Annotated in this window: 19 protein-coding genes and 4 tRNA genes; 13 read left to right on the top strand and 10 right to left on the bottom strand. The window is 44.8% G+C overall.

Annotated features, from left to right (window positions below):
• Nucleotides 1-80: 80 nt before the first annotated feature.
• Complete coding sequence (tsaA, locus tag ELS82_RS20305; protein WP_134837089.1) at nucleotides 81-776, bottom strand: tRNA (N6-threonylcarbamoyladenosine(37)-N6)-methyltransferase TrmO; 696 nt, start codon at nucleotides 774-776, stop codon at nucleotides 81-83.
• A 121-nt stretch (nucleotides 777-897) separates the two neighbouring features.
• Here tsaA and ELS82_RS20300 point away from each other — a divergent pair, with 121 nt between their 5' ends.
• From ELS82_RS20300 to ELS82_RS20285, 4 genes are all read left to right on the top strand, one after another.
• Nucleotides 898-1158: a type B 50S ribosomal protein L31 gene (locus ELS82_RS20300; RefSeq protein ID WP_134837088.1), complete on the top strand. Its 261-nt coding sequence runs from the start codon at nucleotides 898-900 to the stop codon at nucleotides 1156-1158.
• Nucleotides 1159-1284, top strand: coding sequence for a type B 50S ribosomal protein L36 (ykgO, locus tag ELS82_RS20295; protein WP_126574181.1), 126 nt, complete (start codon nucleotides 1159-1161; stop codon nucleotides 1282-1284).
• 387 nt (nucleotides 1285-1671) lie between these two features.
• Nucleotides 1672-3258, top strand: coding sequence for an AbgT family transporter (locus tag ELS82_RS20290; protein WP_134837087.1), 1587 nt, complete (start codon nucleotides 1672-1674; stop codon nucleotides 3256-3258).
• Nucleotides 3259-3529: 271 nt separating this feature from the next.
• Nucleotides 3530-4252 carry a substrate-binding periplasmic protein gene (locus tag ELS82_RS20285; protein WP_208733226.1) on the top strand — a complete coding sequence of 241 codons (723 nt, stop codon included), beginning with the start codon at nucleotides 3530-3532 and terminating at the stop codon, nucleotides 4250-4252.
• A 44-nt stretch (nucleotides 4253-4296) separates the two neighbouring features.
• Here ELS82_RS20285 and ELS82_RS20280 read toward each other — a convergent pair whose 3' ends face one another.
• The 3 genes from ELS82_RS20280 to metN are packed head-to-tail and all read right to left on the bottom strand — an operon-like array spanning nucleotide 4297 to nucleotide 6849.
• Nucleotides 4297-5106, bottom strand: a complete 810-nt coding sequence (locus tag ELS82_RS20280; protein WP_134837085.1) for a MetQ/NlpA family lipoprotein — start codon at nucleotides 5104-5106, stop codon at nucleotides 4297-4299.
• A gap of 41 nt (nucleotides 5107-5147) precedes the next feature.
• Entirely contained in the window at nucleotides 5148-5825 is a 678-nt protein-coding gene (locus ELS82_RS20275) for a methionine ABC transporter permease (RefSeq protein WP_004415195.1), read from the bottom strand.
• Nucleotides 5815-6849 carry a methionine ABC transporter ATP-binding protein MetN gene (gene metN / locus ELS82_RS20270; protein WP_134837084.1) on the bottom strand — a complete coding sequence of 345 codons (1035 nt, stop codon included), beginning with the start codon at nucleotides 6847-6849 and terminating at the stop codon, nucleotides 5815-5817. Before metN ends, ELS82_RS20275 begins: the two co-directional genes overlap by 11 nt.
• Before the next feature lie 316 nt (nucleotides 6850-7165).
• On the opposite strand from metN, the gene gmhB reads away from it, so the two are divergent.
• The 5 genes from gmhB (at nucleotide 7166) to treC (ending at nucleotide 12505) form a co-directional block, all read left to right on the top strand.
• Nucleotides 7166-7717: a D-glycero-beta-D-manno-heptose 1,7-bisphosphate 7-phosphatase gene (gene gmhB / locus ELS82_RS20265; protein ID WP_134837083.1), complete on the top strand. Its 552-nt coding sequence runs from the start codon at nucleotides 7166-7168 to the stop codon at nucleotides 7715-7717.
• 48 nt (nucleotides 7718-7765) lie between these two features.
• Nucleotides 7766-8113: an MliC family protein gene (locus ELS82_RS20260; RefSeq protein ID WP_134837082.1), complete on the top strand. Its 348-nt coding sequence runs from the start codon at nucleotides 7766-7768 to the stop codon at nucleotides 8111-8113.
• 67 nt (nucleotides 8114-8180) lie between these two features.
• Nucleotides 8181-9128 (top strand): trehalose operon repressor TreR, encoded by a 948-nt coding sequence (gene treR, locus ELS82_RS20255; protein ID WP_134837081.1) that lies wholly within the window; start codon nucleotides 8181-8183, stop codon nucleotides 9126-9128.
• A 193-nt stretch (nucleotides 9129-9321) separates the two neighbouring features.
• The gene (gene treB / locus ELS82_RS20250; protein WP_134837080.1) at nucleotides 9322-10746 is read left to right on the top strand and encodes a PTS trehalose transporter subunit IIBC; all 1425 of its coding nucleotides are present in this window, start codon (nucleotides 9322-9324) and stop codon (nucleotides 10744-10746) included.
• Between the two features lie 76 nt (nucleotides 10747-10822).
• Nucleotides 10823-12505, top strand: coding sequence for an alpha,alpha-phosphotrehalase (gene treC, locus ELS82_RS20245; protein WP_134837079.1), 1683 nt, complete (start codon nucleotides 10823-10825; stop codon nucleotides 12503-12505).
• Nucleotides 12506-12649: 144 nt separating this feature from the next.
• Here treC and ELS82_RS20240 read toward each other — a convergent pair.
• The 4 genes from ELS82_RS20240 to ELS82_RS20225 all read right to left on the bottom strand — a co-directional run bounded on the left by ELS82_RS20240 (nucleotide 12650) and on the right by ELS82_RS20225 (nucleotide 13273).
• Nucleotides 12650-12734 (bottom strand) — tRNA-Tyr (locus ELS82_RS20240).
• 90 nt (nucleotides 12735-12824) lie between these two features.
• Nucleotides 12825-12909, bottom strand: a tRNA-Tyr gene (locus ELS82_RS20235).
• Nucleotides 12910-12997: 88 nt separating this feature from the next.
• Nucleotides 12998-13082 (bottom strand) — tRNA-Tyr (locus ELS82_RS20230).
• A gap of 106 nt (nucleotides 13083-13188) precedes the next feature.
• Nucleotides 13189-13273, bottom strand: a tRNA-Tyr gene (locus ELS82_RS20225).
• 267 nt (nucleotides 13274-13540) lie between these two features.
• Between ELS82_RS20225 and ELS82_RS20220 the strand changes: the two genes are divergently transcribed.
• Nucleotides 13541-14611 (top strand): efflux RND transporter periplasmic adaptor subunit, encoded by a 1071-nt coding sequence (locus ELS82_RS20220; RefSeq protein ID WP_134837078.1) that lies wholly within the window; start codon nucleotides 13541-13543, stop codon nucleotides 14609-14611.
• The gene (vexH, locus tag ELS82_RS20215; RefSeq protein ID WP_134837077.1) at nucleotides 14611-17733 is read left to right on the top strand and encodes a vibriobactin export RND transporter permease subunit VexH; all 3123 of its coding nucleotides are present in this window, start codon (nucleotides 14611-14613) and stop codon (nucleotides 17731-17733) included. Before ELS82_RS20220 ends, vexH begins: the two co-directional genes overlap by 1 nt.
• A gap of 190 nt (nucleotides 17734-17923) precedes the next feature.
• Here vexH and ELS82_RS20210 read toward each other — a convergent pair whose 3' ends face one another.
• Nucleotides 17924-18523 carry a YitT family protein gene (locus ELS82_RS20210; RefSeq protein ID WP_134837076.1) on the bottom strand — a complete coding sequence of 200 codons (600 nt, stop codon included), beginning with the start codon at nucleotides 18521-18523 and terminating at the stop codon, nucleotides 17924-17926.
• A 365-nt stretch (nucleotides 18524-18888) separates the two neighbouring features.
• Between ELS82_RS20210 and glyA the strand changes: the two genes are divergently transcribed.
• A complete protein-coding gene (gene glyA / locus ELS82_RS20205; RefSeq protein WP_053441751.1) occupies nucleotides 18889-20139 on the top strand; it encodes a serine hydroxymethyltransferase in 1251 nt (416 codons plus the stop codon).
• 540 nt (nucleotides 20140-20679) lie between these two features.
• Here glyA and ELS82_RS20200 read toward each other — a convergent pair.
• On the bottom strand, nucleotides 20680-21006 hold the full coding sequence (locus ELS82_RS20200; RefSeq protein WP_134837075.1) for a hypothetical protein: 327 nt from the start codon (nucleotides 21004-21006) through the stop codon (nucleotides 20680-20682).
• Between the two features lie 187 nt (nucleotides 21007-21193).
• Here ELS82_RS20200 and ELS82_RS20195 point away from each other — a divergent pair.
• The coding region (locus tag ELS82_RS20195; RefSeq protein WP_208733224.1) for a transposase domain-containing protein at nucleotides 21194-21376 on the top strand (183 nt) is incomplete at its 3' end.

Below are 21376 nucleotides of genomic sequence, written 5' to 3'. Positions count from 1 at the left end.
AAGCCAGAATGGACAGGAGTATGAAGTCCCCATACAGGGAAATTTGCTAAGCCGTCTATAATATCAGCCAATTGGCTTTGTCAAAAGCATTCGATCGACGTAACCGTGACGAAATTGCCCTCAACAGTGAATTTTACGTTTAAGTCGAACAAGTTGACCGCATACTCTTTGTTATCAGTTTTGTTTTTCTTATAGGCCGGGCGAGGGTCTTGGGCTAAGACTTGCTCAATCACCTGGCTCTCCATCATCCCTTCCTTACGCTTTGTAAGCACCGCTTTAGCCTGTTCAGTGAAGATGACCTGCGCTGTTTCGGGCTCAAGCTCTGCGTATCCACCAAGTGCGCCTGTTACCGAATCTGAATAAGGAATATAAGGCTTAATATCCACGATAGGGGTTTGATCAACAAGATCGACGTTACCCAGTTCAAGGTAGATTTGATCGCCTTGCTGTGTGACGCCTTTTAACTCAACCGCTGACATGCCAATACCATTGGGTCTGAATGTCGAGCGCGACGCCAACACTCCGATGCGCTCATTGCCACCTAAGCGTGGAGGTCTAACCGTAGGCTTCCACCCCGCCTCAAGGTTTTGATCAAATAGAAATAGCAGCCACACATGACTGAATTGTTCGATCCCGCGCACAGCTTCAAGGCAATTTATGGCGCCACAAAGGCGTACCCTAGAGGTCGCTGCGGTGACCAGTCTTGGTTGACGAGGTACGGCAAACTTCTCTTTATATGGAGATTCAACGAAACCGATCGGTTCTATGGAGTACATATTTGTCTCTCTTCACTATCACTCTGAAAAGAAAATATCACAAAAACCTCTTGCATCTTTTGTTGATAATAATTATTAATTGCAATGTTATAACGTAACAATGTAAATGTAGGAGACAGAAATGAAGCAGAACATTCACCCTGAATATCGCCAAGTGGTGTTTCACGGTACCAGCGTCGATGAGTATTTTGTGATTGGTTCAACGTTACAAACAGACCGAACCATAGAATGGAAAGATGGCAAGACCTACCCATACTTCACCGTTGAAGTTTCGGCTAAGTCCCACCCTTACTACACAGGTAAACAGCGAGTGATTCAAAAAGAAGGACGTGTGGCTAACTTTAACCGTCGTTTTGCCCAGTTTTCAAAAGGAGAAGAGTAAATGAAGGTCGTTAAATCATTAAGAAGTGCAAAGAACCGTCATCCCGACTGCCAAATTGTAAAGCGAAGAGGGCGACTGTATGTCATTTGCAAAACCAACCCGAGATTTAAAGCGGTGCAAAAGTAAGCACCTATTCGGTGTGATCATTGTGCAAAGTTGAACAAAAAGCTCCCTCCTAAGTGGTTAAAGAACAAATTGAACGTGAAGAGTCATGAAATTCTGCGTTAAACGTAGTTTCAAACAAGGTTTGCTATTTTTACGGTCGTTGAATCAGTAAGTTACAGTTCTAGCTATAAACAGAATGAATGTATTCATACAAATTATAAATCTAACTTAAGTTTGTAATTTGGTGTTATTTGCTAAGTTTTTGTTCAAATGGCGTTAAATAGTATGATTCGTTACACGCTTTGTAACATTTTGCGTTTCTAATTGACTCTTTTGTCGAGTACTCTGCGCTGGCATTTGGAACATTTTTGTCACAATTGCGCAGGAATAACTACAAGGAGGGAACAGATGAGTTCATCTGCTTCAATTAAAAATAATTCGCCAAAGAAACCTTTATTTACTCGTTTTCTCGATGGCGTTGAGTATTTGGGGAACCTATTACCCCATCCGATCACACTATTTGCAATCTTCTGTGTTGCGATTCTAGTCACTTCAGGCATCGCTGGTTACTTCGAAGTATCTGTTATGGATCCTCGCCCAGAAGGTGCTAAAGGTCGTGCTGCTGACGGCATGATCCACGTTGTGAGCCTATTAAATGCTGAAGGCTTACAGCTTATCGTAACTAACCTAGTTAAAAACTTTGTTGGCTTTGCACCGCTAGGTACAGTTTTAGTAGCAATGCTTGGTGTTGCTATTGCTGAGCACTCTGGTCTTCTATCTGCAGCAATGCGTGGCATGGTAATGGGCGCTTCTAAGCGTATGGTTACTGTGACGGTTGTATTTGCTGGTATCATTTCAAATACCGCATCAGAGCTTGGTTACGTTGTTCTAATCCCATTAGCAGCAATGCTATTCCACTCGTTAGGTCGTCACCCTCTTGCAGGTCTTGCGGCGGCATTTGCGGGTGTATCTGGTGGTTACTCTGCAAACCTTCTAATCGGTACCGTTGACCCACTGCTTTCTGGTATCACAGAAACTGCAGCTCAGATGATTGACCCATCTTACACGGTAGGTCCTGAAGTTAACTGGTACTTCATGTTTGTATCAACCTTCTTCATCGCCATTACGGGTGCGTTCGTAACTGAGAAAATCGTTGAGCCAAAACTTGGCAAATACAACGATGAAGAAGCGTCTGAAGACCTATCTAATGACTCAATGGGCAAACTAACTGACATTGAGAAGAAAGGTCTAAAACTAGCAGGCCTAGCGGTTGTTGCTGTATCAGCACTTCTTGCTTGGACAATCGTTCCTGAAGACGGTGTTCTACGTTCAGCGACAGGTACAGTGGCAGGTTCGCCATTCCTGAAAAGTATCGTAGCGTTTATCTTCGTATTCTTTGCAATCCCAGGTTTCGTTTACGGTAAAGTAACAGGCTCTATGAAGACTGACCGTGACGTGATTGATGCAATGGCGAAGTCGATGTCTTCTATGGGTATGTACATCGTACTTGTATTCTTCGCTGCTCAGTTTGTTGCGTTCTTCAAGTGGACTAACTTTGGTCAAGTATTCGCAGTTGCGGGTGCAAGCTTCCTACAGGAAATCGGTCTAACTGGCCCAATGCTGTTCTTCGCATTCATCCTAATGTGTGGCTTCATCAACCTAATGATCGGCTCAGCGTCAGCTCAGTGGGCTGTTACAGCGCCAATCTTCGTTCCAATGCTAATGCTAGTTGGCTACGCGCCAGAAACAATTCAGGCGGCTTACCGTATCGGTGATTCAACGACTAACATCATTACTCCAATGATGAGCTACTTCGGTCTAATCCTAGCGGTAGCAACTCGTTACATGAAGAACCTAGGTATCGGTACGCTAATCGCAACCATGCTACCTTACTCAATCTGCTTCATCGTAGGTTGGAGTCTACTGTTCTACATTTGGGTATTCGTTCTAGGTCTACCAGTAGGTCCAGGTGCAGCAACGTACTACACGCCTTAATCTATGTAGATAGACTAAATTTAAAAGCCAGAGCACTTGCTCTGGCTTTTTTGGTTTAGGCGCGCCGTTATGCGAGTTGACAAGTGATAGCGGTGAACTTTACTTATTTTTATGGGGTGAGCTCTCGGGGGGATGAGGAAGTGATAAGAGTACTATTCTGTCTAACACTGTGGCGTATGACCTAGCGCTTTAGCTTAAGCTCAGGAACATTATGACTAGGCGTTGCACTTTATTTACATTGGTTTGCCTGTTTTCTTTCAATGCGTGGAGCATGCCCCCTATACAGTTAGTCACGCTTGACTACCCTCCTTATATCGTCACTGAGGAAGGGGAGGTGTCAGGAGTGGCGATAGAGTTAGTCGAGGCGGTATTTGAAGAGCTAGAGGTGCCAATTTCAATAGAAGTCCTGCCTTGGGCGAGAGCACTGAGTAATGTTCAGTTTGGTCGCGCCGATGCTATCTTCACCGCCTTTAAAAATCCCACCCGTGAACAATTTGCTGATTACAGTAATCAAGTGCTGTTTACCCAAAACATCAGCTTAGTGGTTAAAACGCAGAGCAATATTAAGAGTGATACCTTTCTCACCAGTAATCTTTCCGATGTCTCAATCTGTGTCGTTAATCGTGTCAGTTATGGCAAGCAAATGGATACACTGTTGGCAGAGAGGCACTTTCGAATGGTGTTTAGACGTAATAACACCGCCGACTGTGCGCACTTAGTTAGGACTGGGCGTGCTGATGTCTGGGTTAACAATGATTTTGGCGCTCGGAGCATTTTGGCCAGCGAACAGCTAGAGGATGTGCTTGAAATTCTCTCTCCGCCGATTGAGGCAACGTCTAGCTATATAGCCTTTTCGAAGCTGCGTGAAAGGGATTCGTTAAGAGACCGATTTGATCAAGTATTGCGTGATATGAAAGGCGATGGCCGCTATGAAGCGATTATTGATAACTACTTCAATCGCTTAAGAATGATGGCTCCAAAAGAAAAGGGCTAACGTATTAAAGTTAGCCCTTAGTGTTCATGCAAGCTAGTAAGTGATTACCAACCTTTAACTACGCCACCTTGGAAGATGTCAGATGCCGCAGAGTAAACTTCTTCAGTTTGGTAAGCTTTAACGAAGTTAACCACGTTTTCAGCTTGCGCGTTGTCTTCACGTGCAACGATTAGGTTTACGTACGGAGACTCTTTATCTTCAACAAAAACACCATCTTTTTGTGGAGTTAGGTTGATAGAGCTAGCGTAAGTTGTGTTGATTACAGAAAGTGCAACGTCATCTAGAGAACGTGGAAGCTGAGCAGCGTCTAGTTCAACAATAGTGATGTTCTTAGGGTTTTCAACGATGTCACGAACTGTTGCTAGAAGACCAGCGCCTTCACGTAGCTTAAGTAGACCTTGTTGCTCAAGAAGTAGTAAAGAACGACCTAGGTTAGTTGGATCGTTTGGTACCGCGATACGCGCGCCATCTTGGATCTCATCAACCGATTTAACTTGCTTAGAGTAACCAGCAATTGGGTATACAAACGTGTTACCCGCGATAGTTAGCTTGTAACCACGGTCAGTCACTTGCTGATCTAGGTATGGCTTATGCTGGAATGCGTTGATGTCGATAGAACCATCATCCAGTGCAGCGTTAGGCGTTACATAGTCAGTAAAGGTAACAAGCTCTACCTCTAGGCCGAACTTCTCTTTAGCGACTTTAGCGGCTACTTCTGCAACTTGTGCTTCGGCACCTGCCATTACACCCACTTTTACTTTGCTTGTGTCGACGTCTTTTTCGCCACAACCTGCTAGAACTAGTGCAGACGCTGCTGCTGCGATAGTCAAAAGACCTTTAAGACTGAATTTCATCACTATCTCCTTATGAATAAATCTGTGAATTGGTTATATTTTTAGCGGTGATCAACGCGACGAACAATCGCATCACCAATAGATTGAATAATTTGTACTAGCACGATTAGCATCACAACGGTCACGGCCATAATCACCACATCGTAGCGGTGGAAGCCGTAGCGAATTGCGACATCACCTAGACCGCCACCGCCTACCGTACCAGCCATGGCTGAGTAGCTGACAAGTGTTACTAGGGTAATCGTTACTGAGTTAACAATCGTAGGCATTGCTTCAGGAAGCAGTACCTTAGAAATAATTTGCATTGGTGTTGCGCCCATAGATTGCGCCGCTTCAACCAAGCCAGTCGGTACTTCAAGTAGCGCGCCTTCAATCAGGCGAGCAACAAATGGGATTGCGCCAATTGTGAGTGGTACGATGGCCGCCGTTGTGCCGATAAAGGTGCCAACTAATAGCTTAGTCACTGGAATGATTGCCACCATCAAGACTAAGAATGGTACTGAGCGGCCTACGTTGACCACAGCGCCGAGAATGCCATTTAGCTTAGTATTCTCTAGCAGTCCGCCTTTCTTGGTTGTATGAAGAATAACGCCGAGTGGAATACCCACGGCAAAGCCAACGATACCCGCAACTGCTACCATGTAGAGTGTTTCCCACGTTGCACCAAGCAATAGGTTGCTGTTGAGGCTCAGCCACTGTGAAATTTCATTAAAGGACATAACCTAGCACCTCTACTTTTACATTGTGCTCACGCAGGAACTCAATCGCTGCATTGTCATCTTGTTCATTACCAAATAGTTCAGCCACCATCATGCCGAACTTAACACCGCCAGCGTAATCAAGATCCGAGCTTAGGATGCTGACATCAATATTGAACTTGCGCGCAATCTGCGTCATTAGTGGGGCATCAACGGTTGCACCAGTAAACTCTAAGCGAACAAGCGGGTAGCTTCCTTCAACGCGAGTCTCTTGCAGGCGAGCTTGATAGTCCTCTGGAATCGACAGGTCGAGCGTCGAGCGAATAAATTGGTGTGCCAACTCTGTTTTAGGGTGAGCGAAAATCTCGCCAACCGTACCTTTCTCAACCAATTCACCACCACCAATGATTGCCACTTCATGACAGATGCTTTTCACCACATCCATTTCATGGGTGATAAGTAGGATAGTGATATTGAGTTTACGGTTGATCTCTTTCAGCAGCTCTAGAATCGATTGAGTCGTCGCTGGATCAAGTGCGCTGGTCGCTTCATCACACAGAAGAACTTTAGGATCGGATGCTAGGGCACGAGCAATCGCCACACGCTGCTTTTGACCACCACTTAAGTTTGCTGGGTAGCTTTCATGCTTATCCGCTAAGCCAACCAGTTTTAGTAACTCGGTCACTTTTGCTGAAATATGACCTTTATCTTTACCTGCTAGCTCTAAAGGTAGTGCGACGTTGTCAAACACGGTACGTGAAGAGAGCAAGTTAAAGTGCTGGAAAATCATACCGATGTTACGGCGAGCTTCACACAGCTCAGATTTAGATAGCTTAGTGAGGTCCACACCATCAACAACAATAGAGCCTGTGGTTGGTGCCTCTAGCATGTTTACACAACGGATAAGTGTGCTTTTACCTGCTCCTGACGAGCCAATAACACCAAAGATATTTCCCTGTGGGATCTGTAGGTTAATCTCTTTCAAGGCATGGATTTCCTTAGTACCTTGATAGAACACCTTATTTACTTGATTAATTTCAATCATCGAGAAACTCGTTTCAGCTTAGGAGCAGTAGATTATTTTGAACTATATCTCATTTACTAGAGGATGCTATGGCTTTGCGCGAAAAGTGTCAATAGATATTTTTACGTCTAGACGTCTAAACGTATTTTGAGCCAAATCAATTTGTCATTAGATAGAGATTAAGGCAATAAGCGCTATGCTTGACCGCCAGAATATCGCTAAATTTACCAACCCTTGCCTCTCTATGACAGAGGAGGGGCCGCTCTTGATAAGATGGCATATTGCAACGACTTGGGTATAATCTTCTTTATATAAAGCAAATAACGAGAAGCATATTTTGGCAAAACCAGCAGTCTTTTTAGATCGTGATGGCGTGATTAACGTAGATCATGGCTATGTACACGATGAGCACGATTTTGAATTTATTGAAGGCGTGTTTGAGGCGACAAAAAAACTGAAAGAGATGGGCTACCTGCTTGTCTTAGTGACCAACCAGTCTGGTATTGCACGTGGTAAATTCAGTGAAGACCGCTTCCTAGATTTAACTCAGTGGATGGACTGGAACTTTGTCGACAATGGCGTTGAGTTCGATGGTTTTTACTACTGCCCGCATCATGCTGAACATGGCCAAGGCAAATATAAAGAAGGTTGCGATTGTCGTAAGCCAAAGCCAGGTATGTTTATCTCTGCTCGCGATTTCTTAAAAATCGATATGGCTAACTCTGTTATGGTTGGTGATAAAGCTGAAGACATGATGGCAGCAGAAGCCGCTGGCGTAGGAACCAAGATTTTAGTTCGTACCGGGAAGCCAGTGACAGAAAAGGGTGAGGAGATAGCGTCCGTTGTGCTCGATAGCATAAAAGATGTTCCTGCATACCTAACTAAATAAACTCTAATAGGTCGCCACGTGCGGCCTTTATTTTCTCTGGAGGTTTTGATGAAGTATCGTGCACTATTAATCGCTCTTGTTGGCGTGGGTCTTATTGGGTGTTCATATAACGCAGTGGAACCAAAGAGCGCATATCAAGGTGAGTTTAAGAGCTATGCTTGCCAAGATGATAAAAGCTTTAAGGTGGCTTATATGCCAAATGAACCTAAAGCTTTGTTACGTCTTCCTGAAAATGATTACCGTCTAGTGCGAGTACGTTCAGGCTCAGGAGTGAAGTATATTCTTGATGACGGTACTTCTGAGACGCTAAATCCAGTGACGCTTTTCACAAAAGGCAATCAAGCTCGCTTAGAGTTGGGTCGCGTCGTTTACAAGAACTGTGTAACCGAAGAATAATAGCCCATCATGACTAGGAGGCAGAATGTTTGCCTCCTTCACTTCATTTAAGCACCCAAAAGAATCTATGAGCAGAAAACTAACCATTCTTGATATCGCCAAACTGTCTGGCGTTGGCAAATCGACCGTATCGCGCGTACTGACCAATGATCCTAAAGTAAAGCCAGCGACACGCGAAAAAGTCGAACGTGTGATTCAAGAATCCGGTTATGTGCCTTCTAAATCTGCACAATCAATGCGCGGTGGTAGCCAGAAAGTCGTCGGGGTGATTATCTCTCGTTTGGACTCGCCATCAGAGAATAAAGCGGTCGGCAGTATGCTCAACACTCTTTATGCTGCAGGCTATGACGTGGTTATTATGGAAAGCCAATTCGATCGCGATAAAACCAATGACCACCTTGATGTGCTCAAGAAGCGCAATGTCGATGGTGTGATCGTATTTGGCTTTAGCGATTTTGATATCGACAAGCTCTCCAGCTGGCAAAATCGTAGTGTTGTTATCGCCATGGATACTGATAAAGTCTCTTCGATTAACTACGATAACGCTCTAGTCATTACCAAAGCGCTGGAATACCTACAAGAAAAGGATGTCGACAATATTGGCTTTATTGGTGTCGATCCTAGCGATAAAACCACCGGTAAGTTACGTCTCGACGCTTACCTAAATTGGTGTCAGCGCCATTCGGTGGAGGCTCATTATCAAACCGGGCAGCTCAACCACGAAAGCGCTTATTTGCTGGTGGATAATGTCTTGACCGAGCAGACTGAAGCGATTGTGTGTGCCAGTGATACCTTAGCCTTAGGTGTGATCAAGCGTTTGCAAGAGCTCAACCGAGAAGATGTGGTGGTGACGGGCGTCGGTGGAAATGAGCTACTTTCTTTTCTTTTCCCCAAAGTATTCAGCATAGACCCAGGTTATTCTTTAGCTGGTGAAAAAGCGGCTAACCTGTTGATCTATCATATAAATGGCGAGAAAGAACAGGTTCATATTACTCAAGAACCGCTCGCTCTATAAGCCATTATTTCTAAAGTGATTTAAAATTATACTGTGATCTCATTCAATTAATGGGACTGTTCCCATTTTTATTCTAAATCAGATCTGACAATATAATAACCACGAATGGGAATGTTCCCATTAATATAAAACCAAGAATATCAAGTCAGTTTGAATTGAACAGAATGAGAATCCAATTAGGGTGGACATGGATATGAGTAAGATAGCGAAACAAGAAGTTGAGCGTCTAATTGATTTAGTCGGTGGGCGTGACAATATTGCGAGCGTAAGCCACTGCCTAACTCGCCTTCGCTTCGTACTAAACGATACAAGCAAAGCCGATGAGAAAGCACTAGAAGCCCTGCCGTTAGTTAAGGGCTGCTTTACTAACGCAGGTCAGTTCCAAGTGGTGATTGGTACTGAAGTTGATGAAGTGTACAAGGTACTTATCGAGCTAGCAGGTAAGAGCGAAGCGTCAAAAGACGAAGCCAAACAAGCCGCTCGCCAGAACATGAACATCTTGGAACGCGGTATTTCCCATCTTGCTGAAATTTTTGTACCGCTGCTTCCTGCCATCATTACTGGTGGTCTAATTCTTGGTTTCCGTAACGTGATTGGCGACATCAAAATGTTTGATGGTCAGTCGCTGACTGAAATCAGCCAATTTTGGGCAACAGTACATAGCTTCCTATGGTTGATTGGTGAAGCGATCTTCTTCTTCCTTCCTGTCGGTGTGTGTTGGTCTACGGTTAAGAAACTCGGTGGTACGCCAATTCTTGGTATTACTTTAGGTGTCACGCTGGTATCACCACAGTTAATGAACGCTTATTTGATTGGTAAGCAAGTTCCAGAAGTGTGGGACTTTGGCTTATTTGTGATTGAAAAAGTCGGTTATCAGGCTCAGGTCATTCCAGCGATGCTGGCTGGTGTCGCGCTGGCGTTTATTGAAACTAACCTAAAGCGAATCGTCCCATCATACTTGTATCTAGTAGTGGTTCCGTTTGTATCTATCATTGTTTCTGTTGTGCTTGCTCACTCGCTAATCGGTCCGTTTGGTCGCGTATTAGGTGATGGTGTTGCGTTTGCTGCCAAAGCTGCGATGACAGGTGACTTCGCTATGATTGGTTCAATGATATTCGGTTTCCTTTATGCGCCATTGGTGATTACTGGTATTCACCACACCACCAATGCGGTTGACCTGCAGCTAATGCAAGAGCTTGGCGGTACACCAATCTGGCCATTGATTGCCCTATCAAACATTGCTCAAGCATCAGCGGTTGTCGGCATCATTCTTATCAGTAAAAAGCATGGCGAACGCGATATCTCAGTACCAGCGGCTATCTCTGCTTACCTAGGTGTAACAGAGCCTGCTATGTACGGCATCAACTTGAAATACAAGTTCCCAATGTTGAGCGCGATGATTGGTAGTGCGATTGCTGCGGCAATTTGTGGTAGCGCAGGTGTAATGGCGAATGGTATCGGTGTTGGTGGCCTACCTGGCATTCTATCGATTCAACCACAATTCTGGGGCATCTTCGCTATCGCTATGCTAGTGGCTATTGCAGTTCCAGCTGCATTAACTCTGTTCTTCTACAAGCGTGCGCAAATGAAAGGTGAGCTAGAGCCTGCTAACGCTTAATTACTCTTCCTAATTTGGAGCGGTGGTTTGCCGCTCCGTTTTCAATGATTTTTATTTTTGGTAAGTGAGTTTAGTCATGACAACGAAGGTTAATGATGCAAATTGGTGGAAAACAGCGTCTATCTACCAAATCTATCCAAAGAGCTTTTGTGATAGCGGCAGTAAAGGGACGGGGGATATTCAAGGCATTATCTCTAAGCTCGATTACCTCAAGCTATTAGGTATCGATGCGATCTGGTTAACCCCGGTCTACCAATCTCCGATGATTGATAATGGCTACGACATTTCTGATTACTACGCGATTAACCCTGACTTTGGCAGCATGGAAGACTTCGACCAGCTGCTGTCTGAAGCTCATCAGCGTGGTATTCGTATCATTATGGATATCGTGGTTAACCACACCTCTACCGAGCATCACTGGTTCCAATCGGCTTTGGCTGACAAGAATAGCCCTTATCGTGATTACTACATTTGGAAAGATCCGGTTGACGGTCAAGCGCCAAACAATTGGCAATCAAAATTTGGTGGCAGTGCTTGGGAATTTGATGGGACAAGTGGTCAATACTTCCTGCACTTATTTGCTAAAGAGCAAGCGGATCTCAACTGGGAGAACCCAACCGTGCGCGCTGAAGTGAAAGAAGTGATCAGCTACTGGGCTGAGAAGGGCGTTGATGGTTTCCGTTTAGACGTGATTAACCTTATTTCTAAACAGCAAGACTTCCCAAGTGATGATATTGGTGATGGCCGTCGTTTCTATACTGATGGACCACGTGTGCATGAGTACTTGCAAGAGATCAGTGAAGCGGTATTCCAGAAATATGGCAGCGTGACGGTGGGAGAGATGTCTTCGACTACGCTAGAGCACTGCCAGCAATACTCTTCTCTAGACAATAAAGAACTGTCGATGGTATTTAACTTCCATCACCTGAAAGCCGACTACCCAAATGGTGAGAAGTGGACCAAAGCGCCATTTGATTTTCTACAGCTAAAACAGATTTTCAATCATTGGCAAACTGGCTTAAATGGTAAAGGTTGGGGCGCGTTATTTTGGTGTAACCACGATCAGCCGCGTGTTGTGAGCCGCTTAGGTAATGATCAACAGTATCGAGTTGAATCAGCAAAAATGCTTGGTGCGTCAGTCCATATGATGCAAGGCACGCCGTATATCTATCAAGGTGAAGAGATCGGCATGACCAACCCTGGTTACACCTCGATTGAGCAATATCGTGATGTTGAAAGCACCAATATGTACGACATCATGGTCAATCAACAAGGTGTTAGCCATGATGAGATGATCGCTATCTTAGCGCAGAAATCCCGTGATAATTCTCGTACCCCAATGCAGTGGAACAGCGAAGTGTATGCTGGATTTTCTAAAGGCCAACCATGGCTTGAGGTTGCGAAAAACTACCCAGATATTAATGCTGAAAAAGCAGTCGCTGATGACGACTCTGTATTTTACTTCTATCAGCAACTGATTAAGCTGCGTAAAGAGATTGAAGTGATCACCACAGGTAGCTATTTGGATCTCTATCCACAACACGACGCTATTTTTGGTTACCAGCGTAAGTCTGAAAGCCAGACGTTAATCTGTTTGAATAACTACTATGGTGAAGAAGCAGAGTGTGTATTACCTGACGAGTTTGATTGTGATAAGGCTGAGTATGTTTTAGCTAACTATGATCTTCAGGCTGATAGAGTGTCTCAACATCAGGTGCTTAGACCTTACGAAACACGCATCTTAGTTCTGAATAACTAACTCCCCCTATGACGTTAGTTATCGCCTCGGCTTAGGTCGGGGCTTTTTTATATCTAGGGTTTTCTGGATGACTATTGTGGATGAGGTTGTTTGTGGACAGCAGAAACGAAAAAAGCCAACTCAGTGAGTTGGCTTTCTTGAATATGGTGGAGGGGGACGGATTCGAACCATCGAAGGCAGTGCCAGCAGATTTACAGTCTGATCCCTTTGGCCACTCGGGAACCCCTCCAGGGTATTTTTATACTTAACTAATGTTTTCCCAACACGTTAATCAAGTGTTTCCCACAATTAACTCATAGGTTAATCACAAGAAGAAATATGGTGGAGGGGGACGGATTCGAACCATCGAAGGCAGTGCCAGCAGATTTACAGTCTGATCCCTTTGGCCACTCGGGAACCCCTCCAGGGTATTTTTATACTTAGATAATGTTTTCCCAACACGTTGTCCAAGTGTTTCCCACAATTAACTCATAGGTTAATCACAGAAAAATATGGTGGAGGGGGACGGATTCGAACCATCGAAGGCAGTGCCAGCAGATTTACAGTCTGATCCCTTTGGCCACTCGGGAACCCCTCCAGGGTATTTTTATACTTAACTAAGGTTTTCCCAACACGTTAATCAAGTGTTTCTCACAACTTATCTACAAAGGCTATTTACCTTGAAGAAAGCACAAGAAGAAATATGGTGGAGGGGGACGGATTCGAACCATCGAAGGCAGTGCCAGCAGATTTACAGTCTGATCCCTTTGGCCACTCGGGAACCCCTCCAGGGTGTTTTATACTTAGACAATGTTTTCCCAACACATTGCTCAAGTTCGGAGCGAATCATAGCAAACTCGCTCAAGCTGTAAAGCGTTTTCTTGGAATTTTGAATTGAATGGTGCCTTTTTGGGCAAAGATGGCAGTAATTGACCATAAAGCTTAAACAATCAACGGTTTTACTTACACATTATTTCGCCCTCTTTACATTACTTGACGTTTAAATTGAGCATAAAGGGATACAATACGGGTAATTACTCTATACAGAACTTCACTATGAAAAATAAAATTGTTTTGAGTTTGCTGTCATTGTCTATTATTGCAGCAGTACCAACAGCTTACGCTAAAAGGCAAGGGCCATCTTCAGTGACGGTTGTGACCGAACAAGTGCAGACACATGAAGTGTCTCAGTCGCTTGAATTGGTCGGTAAACTCGACGCAGAGCAATCGGTGACCATTTCTCCTGAGGTCACAGGTAAAGTTGACGTTATTGCAGTTAAAGCCAATCAAGTTGTGCGTAAAGGTCAGCTTTTAGTTCAGTTAAATGATGATAAAGCGCGTGCCGCGGTCACTGAAGCTAATGCTTACCTAAAAGATGAACAACGCAAACTCAAAGAGTTTCAGCGTCTAGTGAAGCGCAATGCGATAACCCAGACCGAGATTGATGCTCAACAGGCGAGCGTCGATATTGCTAAAGCCCGCCTTGATGCAGCCAATGCTAATTTGAAAGATCTCCATATCAGTGCGCCTTTTGATGGCACGGTTGGCTTTGTTGACTTTAGCCGCGGCAAAATGGTCAGTGCGGGTGCAGAACTTCTCAATCTAGATAACCTTTCCGTTATGCAGCTCGACCTACAAGTACCAGAGCGTTACCTCTCTCAGCTATCGCAAGGTATGAAAGTAAAAGCCACCACTGCTGCATGGCCTAGTCAACAGTTTGAAGGTGAAGTGGTGGGCATAGACTCACGCATTAACTCTGAAACTTTAAACTTACGTGTACGTATCCACTTCGCTAACGCAGAACAATATCTAAAGCCTGGCATGCTAGTGTCTGCGGATATGGACTTCCCTGCTATTGAAGCGCCAATCATCCCAGTTCAAGCACTTGAGTATTCTGGCACTAAGCGTTTTGTTTATGTGGTTGGTGAGGACAGCAAAGCCCAACGCACTGAAGTCACTTTAGGTGCGCGAGTCGATAATCTAGTCGTGATTGAGCAAGGGTTAGAGATTGGTGAAAAGATTGTCGTGCAAGGCATCGTCAATATGCGCGATGGCATTGCGGTGACTGAGCTAGGCAGCGACGCTCGTCCGAAAGTGGCGAATAACAGCCAAGAAGGGGCGAACTAATGCTGTTATCTGACGTTTCTGTAAAGAGACCAGTTGCCGCCGTGGTACTCAGCTTACTGCTGTGCGTATTCGGTATTGTCTCTTTTAACAAGTTAGCGGTTCGTGAAATGCCAGACATTGAAAGTCCGGTTGTTTCGATCAGTACGCGTTATGAAGGCGCTTCAGCCACTATTATTGAAAGCCAAATAACCTCCAATCTTGAAGACCAGTTGTCAGGGATAAGTGGTATTGATGAAATTTCGTCAACCACGCGTAATGGTATGTCGCGCATCACCATTACCTTTGGACTAGGTTATGACCTCAATACCGGGGTCAGTGATGTGCGTGATGCGGTTGCTCGTGCGCAGCGCTCACTGCCAGATGAAGCCGATGATCCGATCGTATTTAAAAACAACGGCTCCGGTGAGGCCTCACTCTATATCAACCTTAGTTCGTCTGAAATGGACCGAACTCAACTGACCGACTATGTTGAGCGGGTGTTGATGGACCGTTTCAGCTTGATTTCAGGGGTGAGCTCGGTCGATGTTTCAGGTGGTTTGTACAAAGTCATGTACGTAAAACTCAAACCTGAACAAATGGCCGGCCGCGGCGTGACGACCTCCGATATTACTTCGGCACTACGCAGCGAAAATATTGAAAGCCCAGGTGGTGAGGTGCGAAACGACCAGATCGTTATGTCGGTACGTACTGCGCGCAGCTATAACCAAGCTGAAGACTTTGAATACTTGGTGGTAAAACGTGCCAGCGACAATACGCCAATTTATCTGCGTGATGTGGCGGATGTCTACATAGGTGCAGAGAACGAAAACTCGACCTTTAAGAGTGATGGCGTAGTGAACGTTAGTATGGGGATTGTGCCTCAGTCGGACGCAAACCCATTGGAAGTGGCGACATTAGTTCATAAGCAAGTTGAAGATATTCAGCAGTTCTTACCAGATGGCACTCGCCTTGCGATTGATTATGACTCGACAGTGTTTATCGAACGCTCGATCGCTGAGGTGTACAGCACACTATTTATTACTGGCGGTCTTGTTGTACTGGTCTTGTACATCTTTATTGGTCAAGCGCGTGCAACCTTAATCCCAGCGGTGACGGTGCCTGTATCACTGATTTCCTCTTTCATTGCCGCTTATTACTTTGGCTTTTCGATTAACTTGATCACTTTGATGGCGCTGATCTTGTCGATTGGTTTGGTGGTTGATGATGCGATTGTGGTGGTAGAAAACATTTTCCACCATATCGAAAGGGGTGAAAAACCACTGCTTGCCGCTTATAAGGGTACTCGAGAAGTTGGCTTTGCTGTGGTTGCAACCACGCTAGTGTTGGTGATGGTTTTCCTGCCAATTTCCTTTATGGATGGCATGGTTGGTCTGCTATTTACTGAGTTCTCAGTGTTACTTGCGATGTCAGTGATCTTCTCATCACTGATTGCTCTGACACTGACGCCTGTTCTTGGCAGCAAGTTGCTTAAAGCGAATGTAAAACCAAACCGCTTCAATATCTTCATTGATGGTATGTTTGGCCGTTTAGAGTCAGGATACCGAAAGGTGCTCAAAGGCGCATTGAAATGGAAATGGGCGGCTCCGCTTATCATTATGTCTTGTATTGGTGGCAGTTGGGGGCTAATGCAGAAAGTGCCTGCTCAGCTAACACCGTCTGAAGACCGCGGCGTGATCTTTGCCTTTGTACGTGGCGCCGATGCAACCAGTTACAACCGTATGTCAGCCAATATGGACATTGTCGAAGAGCGCCTAATGCCATTGCTTGGCCAAGGTTTCTTAAAGTCCTTCAGTATCCAATCACCGGCATTTGGTGGTAATGCTGGTGACCAGACCGGCTTTGTTATCATGATTCTTGATGACTGGAATGATCGTGATGTCACTGCGCAGCAAGCGTTAGGGCAAGTACGTAAAGCGCTCGCGGGTATTCCTGATGTGCGTGTATTCCCATTCATGCCGGGTTTCCGTGGTGGTTCGAGCGAGCCTGTTCAGTTTGTGCTTGGGGGCTCTGACTACCCTGAACTCAAAGTATGGGCAGAGAAGTTAGAGCAGTTAGCGGAAGAGTCGCCGTTTATGGAAGGCGCAGATATTAACTACTCTGAGAAAACTCCTGAGCTGGTTGTTTCTGTCGATAAACAGCGCGCGGCTGAGCTAGGCATCAGTGTCCAAGATATCTCTGAAACGCTCGAGATTATGCTCGGTGGTAAGAGTGAAACGACCTTTGTTGAGCGCGGCGAAGAGTATGACGTTTATTTACGTGGCGATGAGAACAGCTTTAACAACGCTTCCGATTTAAGCCAAATCTATATGCGCACCGCTTCTGGAGAGCTAGTGACTTTGGATGCGGTAACTAAGATTGAAGAAGTTGCATCATCAATCCGTCTTTCGCACTACAACAAGCAAAAAGCGATTACCGTAACGGCAAACCTGTCGGATGGTTATACGCTTGGTGAGGCATTAGACTTCCTTGATCAGCAAGCGATTGAGTTGCTACCAGGTGATATCTCAGTCAGCTACTCTGGCGAGTCTAAAGACTATAAAGAGAACCAATCGAGTATTCTGATTGTATTCGCGCTCGCATTGCTGGTGGCCTACTTAGTACTGGCTGCTCAGTTTGAAAGCTTTATCAACCCATTAGTCGTGATGTTCACCGTTCCTATGGGGGTATTTGGTGGCTTCCTTGGTTTGTTCTTGATGAATCAAGGTCTCAATATCTACAGCCAAATTGGTATGATCATGTTGATTGGTATGGTAACCAAGAATGGTATTTTGATTGTTGAGTTTGCTAACCAACTACGTGACCGTGGTATTGAATTTGAAAAAGCGATTGTTGATGCGTCTGCTCGTCGTCTTCGTCCAATTATGATGACAGCGTTTACCACATTGGCAGGTGCGATTCCGTTGATTATGTCGACAGGTGCTGGTTATGAAAGCCGAGTCGCTGTTGGTACGGTAATCTTCTTCGGCATGGGCTTTGCGACGTTGGTGACCTTGTTCGTAATCCCTGCGATGTATCGTTTGATTTCTGCATCTACCCAATCACCGGGTCATGTGGAAGCAGAACTAAACAAAGAGCTTAGCCATGATGTGAAGGCGCGTGCTTCACATGGTGAATTGAACTAATCGCGTTGTTTAACTAGTCATTCCATTGAGCGACGAAGGAGAGAGTAGGGAATCTCATCGAGTATTCGATTAACTTCAAGAGCTCCCCAACTCACGAGTTCCTCGTTCTTGGGGATGACAGTGTAAAGTGTTGAAAAAATAAAGAGGGTTGACGTTTTCACGTCAACCCTCTTTTTTGTTCTGCAGCTCGTTAACCGTAATTCACGCTATAGCGGGTCGGCTTATGGTTCATCGCTAGTACTAGGTTTAGAGCGATAGCGCCAAGGATAGATAAGCCAATCACTTCTGGTGAAACGAAGAAGAATGACGCAACCAAAATAACAAAATCGATCGCCAGTTGAGATTTGCCCACCGAAATTCCAAATTTGTCTTGAATAAACAGACATAAGACATTGAAACCACCCAAGCTTGAACGGTGGCGGAATAGGATCAACATACCTAAGCCCATCAGTAATCCGCCAGCGACGGCACAATAAACGGCGTTGATGCTGTCTAAACTGATGACTAAATAAAGGTGATCGGTAAAGATTGACACTAAAGCGCCTGAAATTGCACTGTTAAATGCAAAGCGAGAACCAAAGCGTTTCCATGCTAAAAGGTAAAAAGGGCAGTTAGCAGCAAAATAAAGTACACCGAAAGAGAGAGGTACGAATTGACTCGCCAATAGCGCTAAGCCCGTAGTACCGCCAGTCAGGAGCGATGCTGATTGTAAAAAGAAGACGCCCTGAGCAACTAAGAAGGTGCCAGTTAAAATTGCGATCCAATCTTCTTTTCTTGAGTGTTTTTCCATCAATTTGAAATTTAACTAGTAAATAATGGCGAGCATACTATTTAAAAATGAAGGATTTCGGTAGCTTGAGAGCGAAATTTAAGGTAAACCTATGTAATTATCGTTTTACGGAGTGTAAAGGACGAAATTGACACTTTGCTAAGTAAACACTTGCTGAAAGGGTCATCATGATATTCTTCGTAAAGCATTATGAAAAAACTGCATGAGAAAAAATGAATTTTTCTCTTTATGACCTAGATCAAATTATGTAGAATGCGCGTCATTAGCTTAATGCAAACGTTTGCGTCAGGTAAAAACGTCGGTATTGAGGTCAAAAATCAGTTTTTTTGCAATTTTTAAGTCTTAATCTGAGTCAGGAGATACAGATGCTAAAGCGTGATATGAACATCGCAGATTACGATGCGGAACTGTTCGCAGCAATCCAAGAAGAAACTCTTCGCCAGGAAGAACACATTGAACTTATCGCTTCTGAAAACTACACAAGCCCACGTGTAATGGAAGCTCAAGGTTCTCAGCTAACAAACAAGTACGCTGAAGGTTACCCAGGCAAGCGCTACTATGGTGGTTGTGAGTACGTTGATAAAGCAGAAGCTCTGGCTATCGACCGTGCATGTCAGCTATTTGGTTGTGAGTACGCAAACGTACAGCCACACTCTGGTTCTCAAGCAAACAGTGCTGTTTACATGGCGCTACTTAACCCAGGCGATACGGTTCTAGGTATGAGCCTAGCGCACGGTGGTCACCTGACTCACGGCTCTCCAGTAAACTTCTCTGGTAAGCACTACAATGTTATCCCTTACGGTATCGACGAAGCAGGCCAAATCAACTACGACGAGATGGAGCAACTTGCGCTTGAGCACAAGCCTAAGATGATCATCGGTGGTTTCTCAGCTTACTCGCAAATCGTTGACTGGGCTCGCATGCGTGAGATCGCAGACAAAGCAGGCGCTTGGTTATTTGTTGATATGGCTCACGTAGCGGGTCTAATCGCTGCAGGCGAATACCCAACGCCAGTACCACATGCTCACGTTGTAACCACAACGACTCACAAAACGCTAGCAGGCCCGCGTGGTGGTCTAATCCTGTCTAACGCGGGTGAAGAGATGTACAAGAAGCTGAACTCAGCTGTCTTCCCTGGTGGTCAAGGTGGCCCTCTAATGCACGTTATCGCGGGTAAAGCAGTAGCGTTCAAAGAAGCAATGGAGCCTGAATTCAAAGCTTACCAAGCACGCGTAGTGAAAAACGCAAAAGCGATGGTTGCTCAGTTCCAAGAGCGCGGTTACAAAATCGTTTCTAACGGTACAGAAAACCACCTGTTCCTAGTTGACCTAATCGACAAAGACATTACAGGTAAAGATGCAGATGCAGCACTAGGTGCAGCAAACATCACGGTAAACAAGAACTCAGTACCAAACGACCCACGCAGCCCATTCGTAACGTCTGGTATCCGTGTAGGTTCTCCAGCTATCACTCGTCGTGGCTTTACAGAAGAAGACGCGAAAGAGCTAGCGAACTGGATGTGTGACGTGCTAGATAACATCGGCAACGAGGAAGTTATCGAAGCAACGAAAGCAAAAGTGCTCGAAATCTGTAAGCGTCTACCTGTTTACGCGTAATTTTCGTCATAGTTGACTGAACTTCGTTGTCGGGCATGCTCATTTACACTTGTAAACTCCGCGTGCCCTCCTAGAATTTCAGCCAACTATTTTGAAAATTTTAGTAGATAGTATTTGAGAGCGAACGACCTGTGAGCTCCTCGAATTTCTTCCATCTACTTTGAAAATGAATTGAAGCCTCATCATTTGATGGGGCTTTTTTGTATCTGTAAGAAGTGAATGCTATCAGTGATGATAGAACAGGGCAGTTGTCATTCCATAGAGCGACGAAGGAGAGAGTGGGGAATCTCCAAACATTGTCTAATCGCTGGAAGAGATTCCCAACTCACTCGTGCCTCGTTCTCGGGAATGACGGAGAGGGAATACTGTCATTCCATAGAGCGACGAGGGAGAGAGTAGGGAATCTCCAAACGCTGTCTAATCGCTGGAAGAGATCCCCAACTCATTCGTGCCTCATTCTTGAGGATGACAGATTTGCTTATTCAAACTAAAAAGGGTTGACGTTTTTAAGCGTCAACCCTTTATGCGTTCGTAACTAGACTACTTAGGTAGGCTGATTAATGTGCCTGACTTACATTTGAATGAGTAGTACTTAGTGCTCTCGCTAAACTTACCTAAGCCTTCACCATCACAGTAGTCGAAGTTAATATCGCGCATGGTTTCCAAAGTCTTTTCACTGTTGAGAGAAAACTTAGACCCGTCGGCGCACACAATGCGTACACGCTCATCGTCACTTACTGAATAAAGAGAAACGTCAGTATTACAAAGCTCAAAAGAGGCTTCACGAAAGTTGTCTTGCTTTGTATTTGAAGCGCAGCCAGCAGTAAGTGTCGCCAGCGCCACTGCGACTAATCCTAATCTCTTCATAATAAATCCTTAGGTGATTTTATCTTGTACTTATAACTAGTTAGCTAAGCCTATATAAGAGTAGTTGTTCATTCAATAGAAATTAAAAAAGGCTGACATATTTAGCCTAATGCCGATCGGTTTAGAGACTTGAATGATCTTCGGGACGTATGATAATCCCCACTAACAAAGTTAGTGGGGATTTTTTATGTTGGCTCAAGAATTAGTACTGGCTCATGAAACGATTGAAGATGCKACAGACTAYGAGTCTGTCGTTAATGCCATCCAACTTGAATGGATAGAGCAAGCTTTACATGACACATCTAAAGCAAGTATCAGAAGGCGACGCTTGCCAGCACAACAAGCCGTTTGGCTTGTTATTTGGATGGGG

The sequence above is a fragment of the Vibrio ouci genome (assembly GCF_004551525.1).
Taxonomy (GTDB): Bacteria; Pseudomonadota; Gammaproteobacteria; order Enterobacterales; family Vibrionaceae; genus Vibrio; species Vibrio ouci.
This window is presented reverse-complemented; position numbering and strand designations above follow the sequence as displayed.

Coding starts and splice junctions, on each gene's coding strand:
- metN (WP_134837084.1), bottom strand. CDS start 6,849: ATGATTGAAATTAATCAAGTAAATAAGGTGTTCTATCAAGGTACTAAG.
- ELS82_RS20275 (WP_004415195.1), bottom strand. CDS start 5,825: ATGTCCTTTAATGAAATTTCACAGTGGCTGAGCCTCAACAGCAACCTA.
- ELS82_RS20280 (WP_134837085.1), bottom strand. CDS start 5,106: ATGAAATTCAGTCTTAAAGGTCTTTTGACTATCGCAGCAGCAGCGTCT.
- tsaA (WP_134837089.1), bottom strand. CDS start 776: ATGTACTCCATAGAACCGATCGGTTTCGTTGAATCTCCATATAAAGAG.
- glyA (WP_053441751.1), top strand. CDS start 18,889: ATGCTAAAGCGTGATATGAACATCGCAGATTACGATGCGGAACTGTTC.
- ELS82_RS20210 (WP_134837076.1), bottom strand. CDS start 18,523: ATGGAAAAACACTCAAGAAAAGAAGATTGGATCGCAATTTTAACTGGC.
- treR (WP_134837081.1), top strand. CDS start 8,181: ATGAGCAGAAAACTAACCATTCTTGATATCGCCAAACTGTCTGGCGTT.
- ELS82_RS20300 (WP_134837088.1), top strand. CDS start 898: ATGAAGCAGAACATTCACCCTGAATATCGCCAAGTGGTGTTTCACGGT.
- ykgO (WP_126574181.1), top strand. CDS start 1,159: ATGAAGGTCGTTAAATCATTAAGAAGTGCAAAGAACCGTCATCCCGAC.
- ELS82_RS20290 (WP_134837087.1), top strand. CDS start 1,672: ATGAGTTCATCTGCTTCAATTAAAAATAATTCGCCAAAGAAACCTTTA.
- ELS82_RS20260 (WP_134837082.1), top strand. CDS start 7,766: ATGAAGTATCGTGCACTATTAATCGCTCTTGTTGGCGTGGGTCTTATT.
- treB (WP_134837080.1), top strand. CDS start 9,322: ATGAGTAAGATAGCGAAACAAGAAGTTGAGCGTCTAATTGATTTAGTC.
- treC (WP_134837079.1), top strand. CDS start 10,823: ATGACAACGAAGGTTAATGATGCAAATTGGTGGAAAACAGCGTCTATC.
- vexH (WP_134837077.1), top strand. CDS start 14,611: ATGCTGTTATCTGACGTTTCTGTAAAGAGACCAGTTGCCGCCGTGGTA.
- ELS82_RS20200 (WP_134837075.1), bottom strand. CDS start 21,006: ATGAAGAGATTAGGATTAGTCGCAGTGGCGCTGGCGACACTTACTGCT.
- ELS82_RS20220 (WP_134837078.1), top strand. CDS start 13,541: ATGAAAAATAAAATTGTTTTGAGTTTGCTGTCATTGTCTATTATTGCA.
- ELS82_RS20285 (WP_208733226.1), top strand. CDS start 3,530: ATGCCCCCTATACAGTTAGTCACGCTTGACTACCCTCCTTATATCGTC.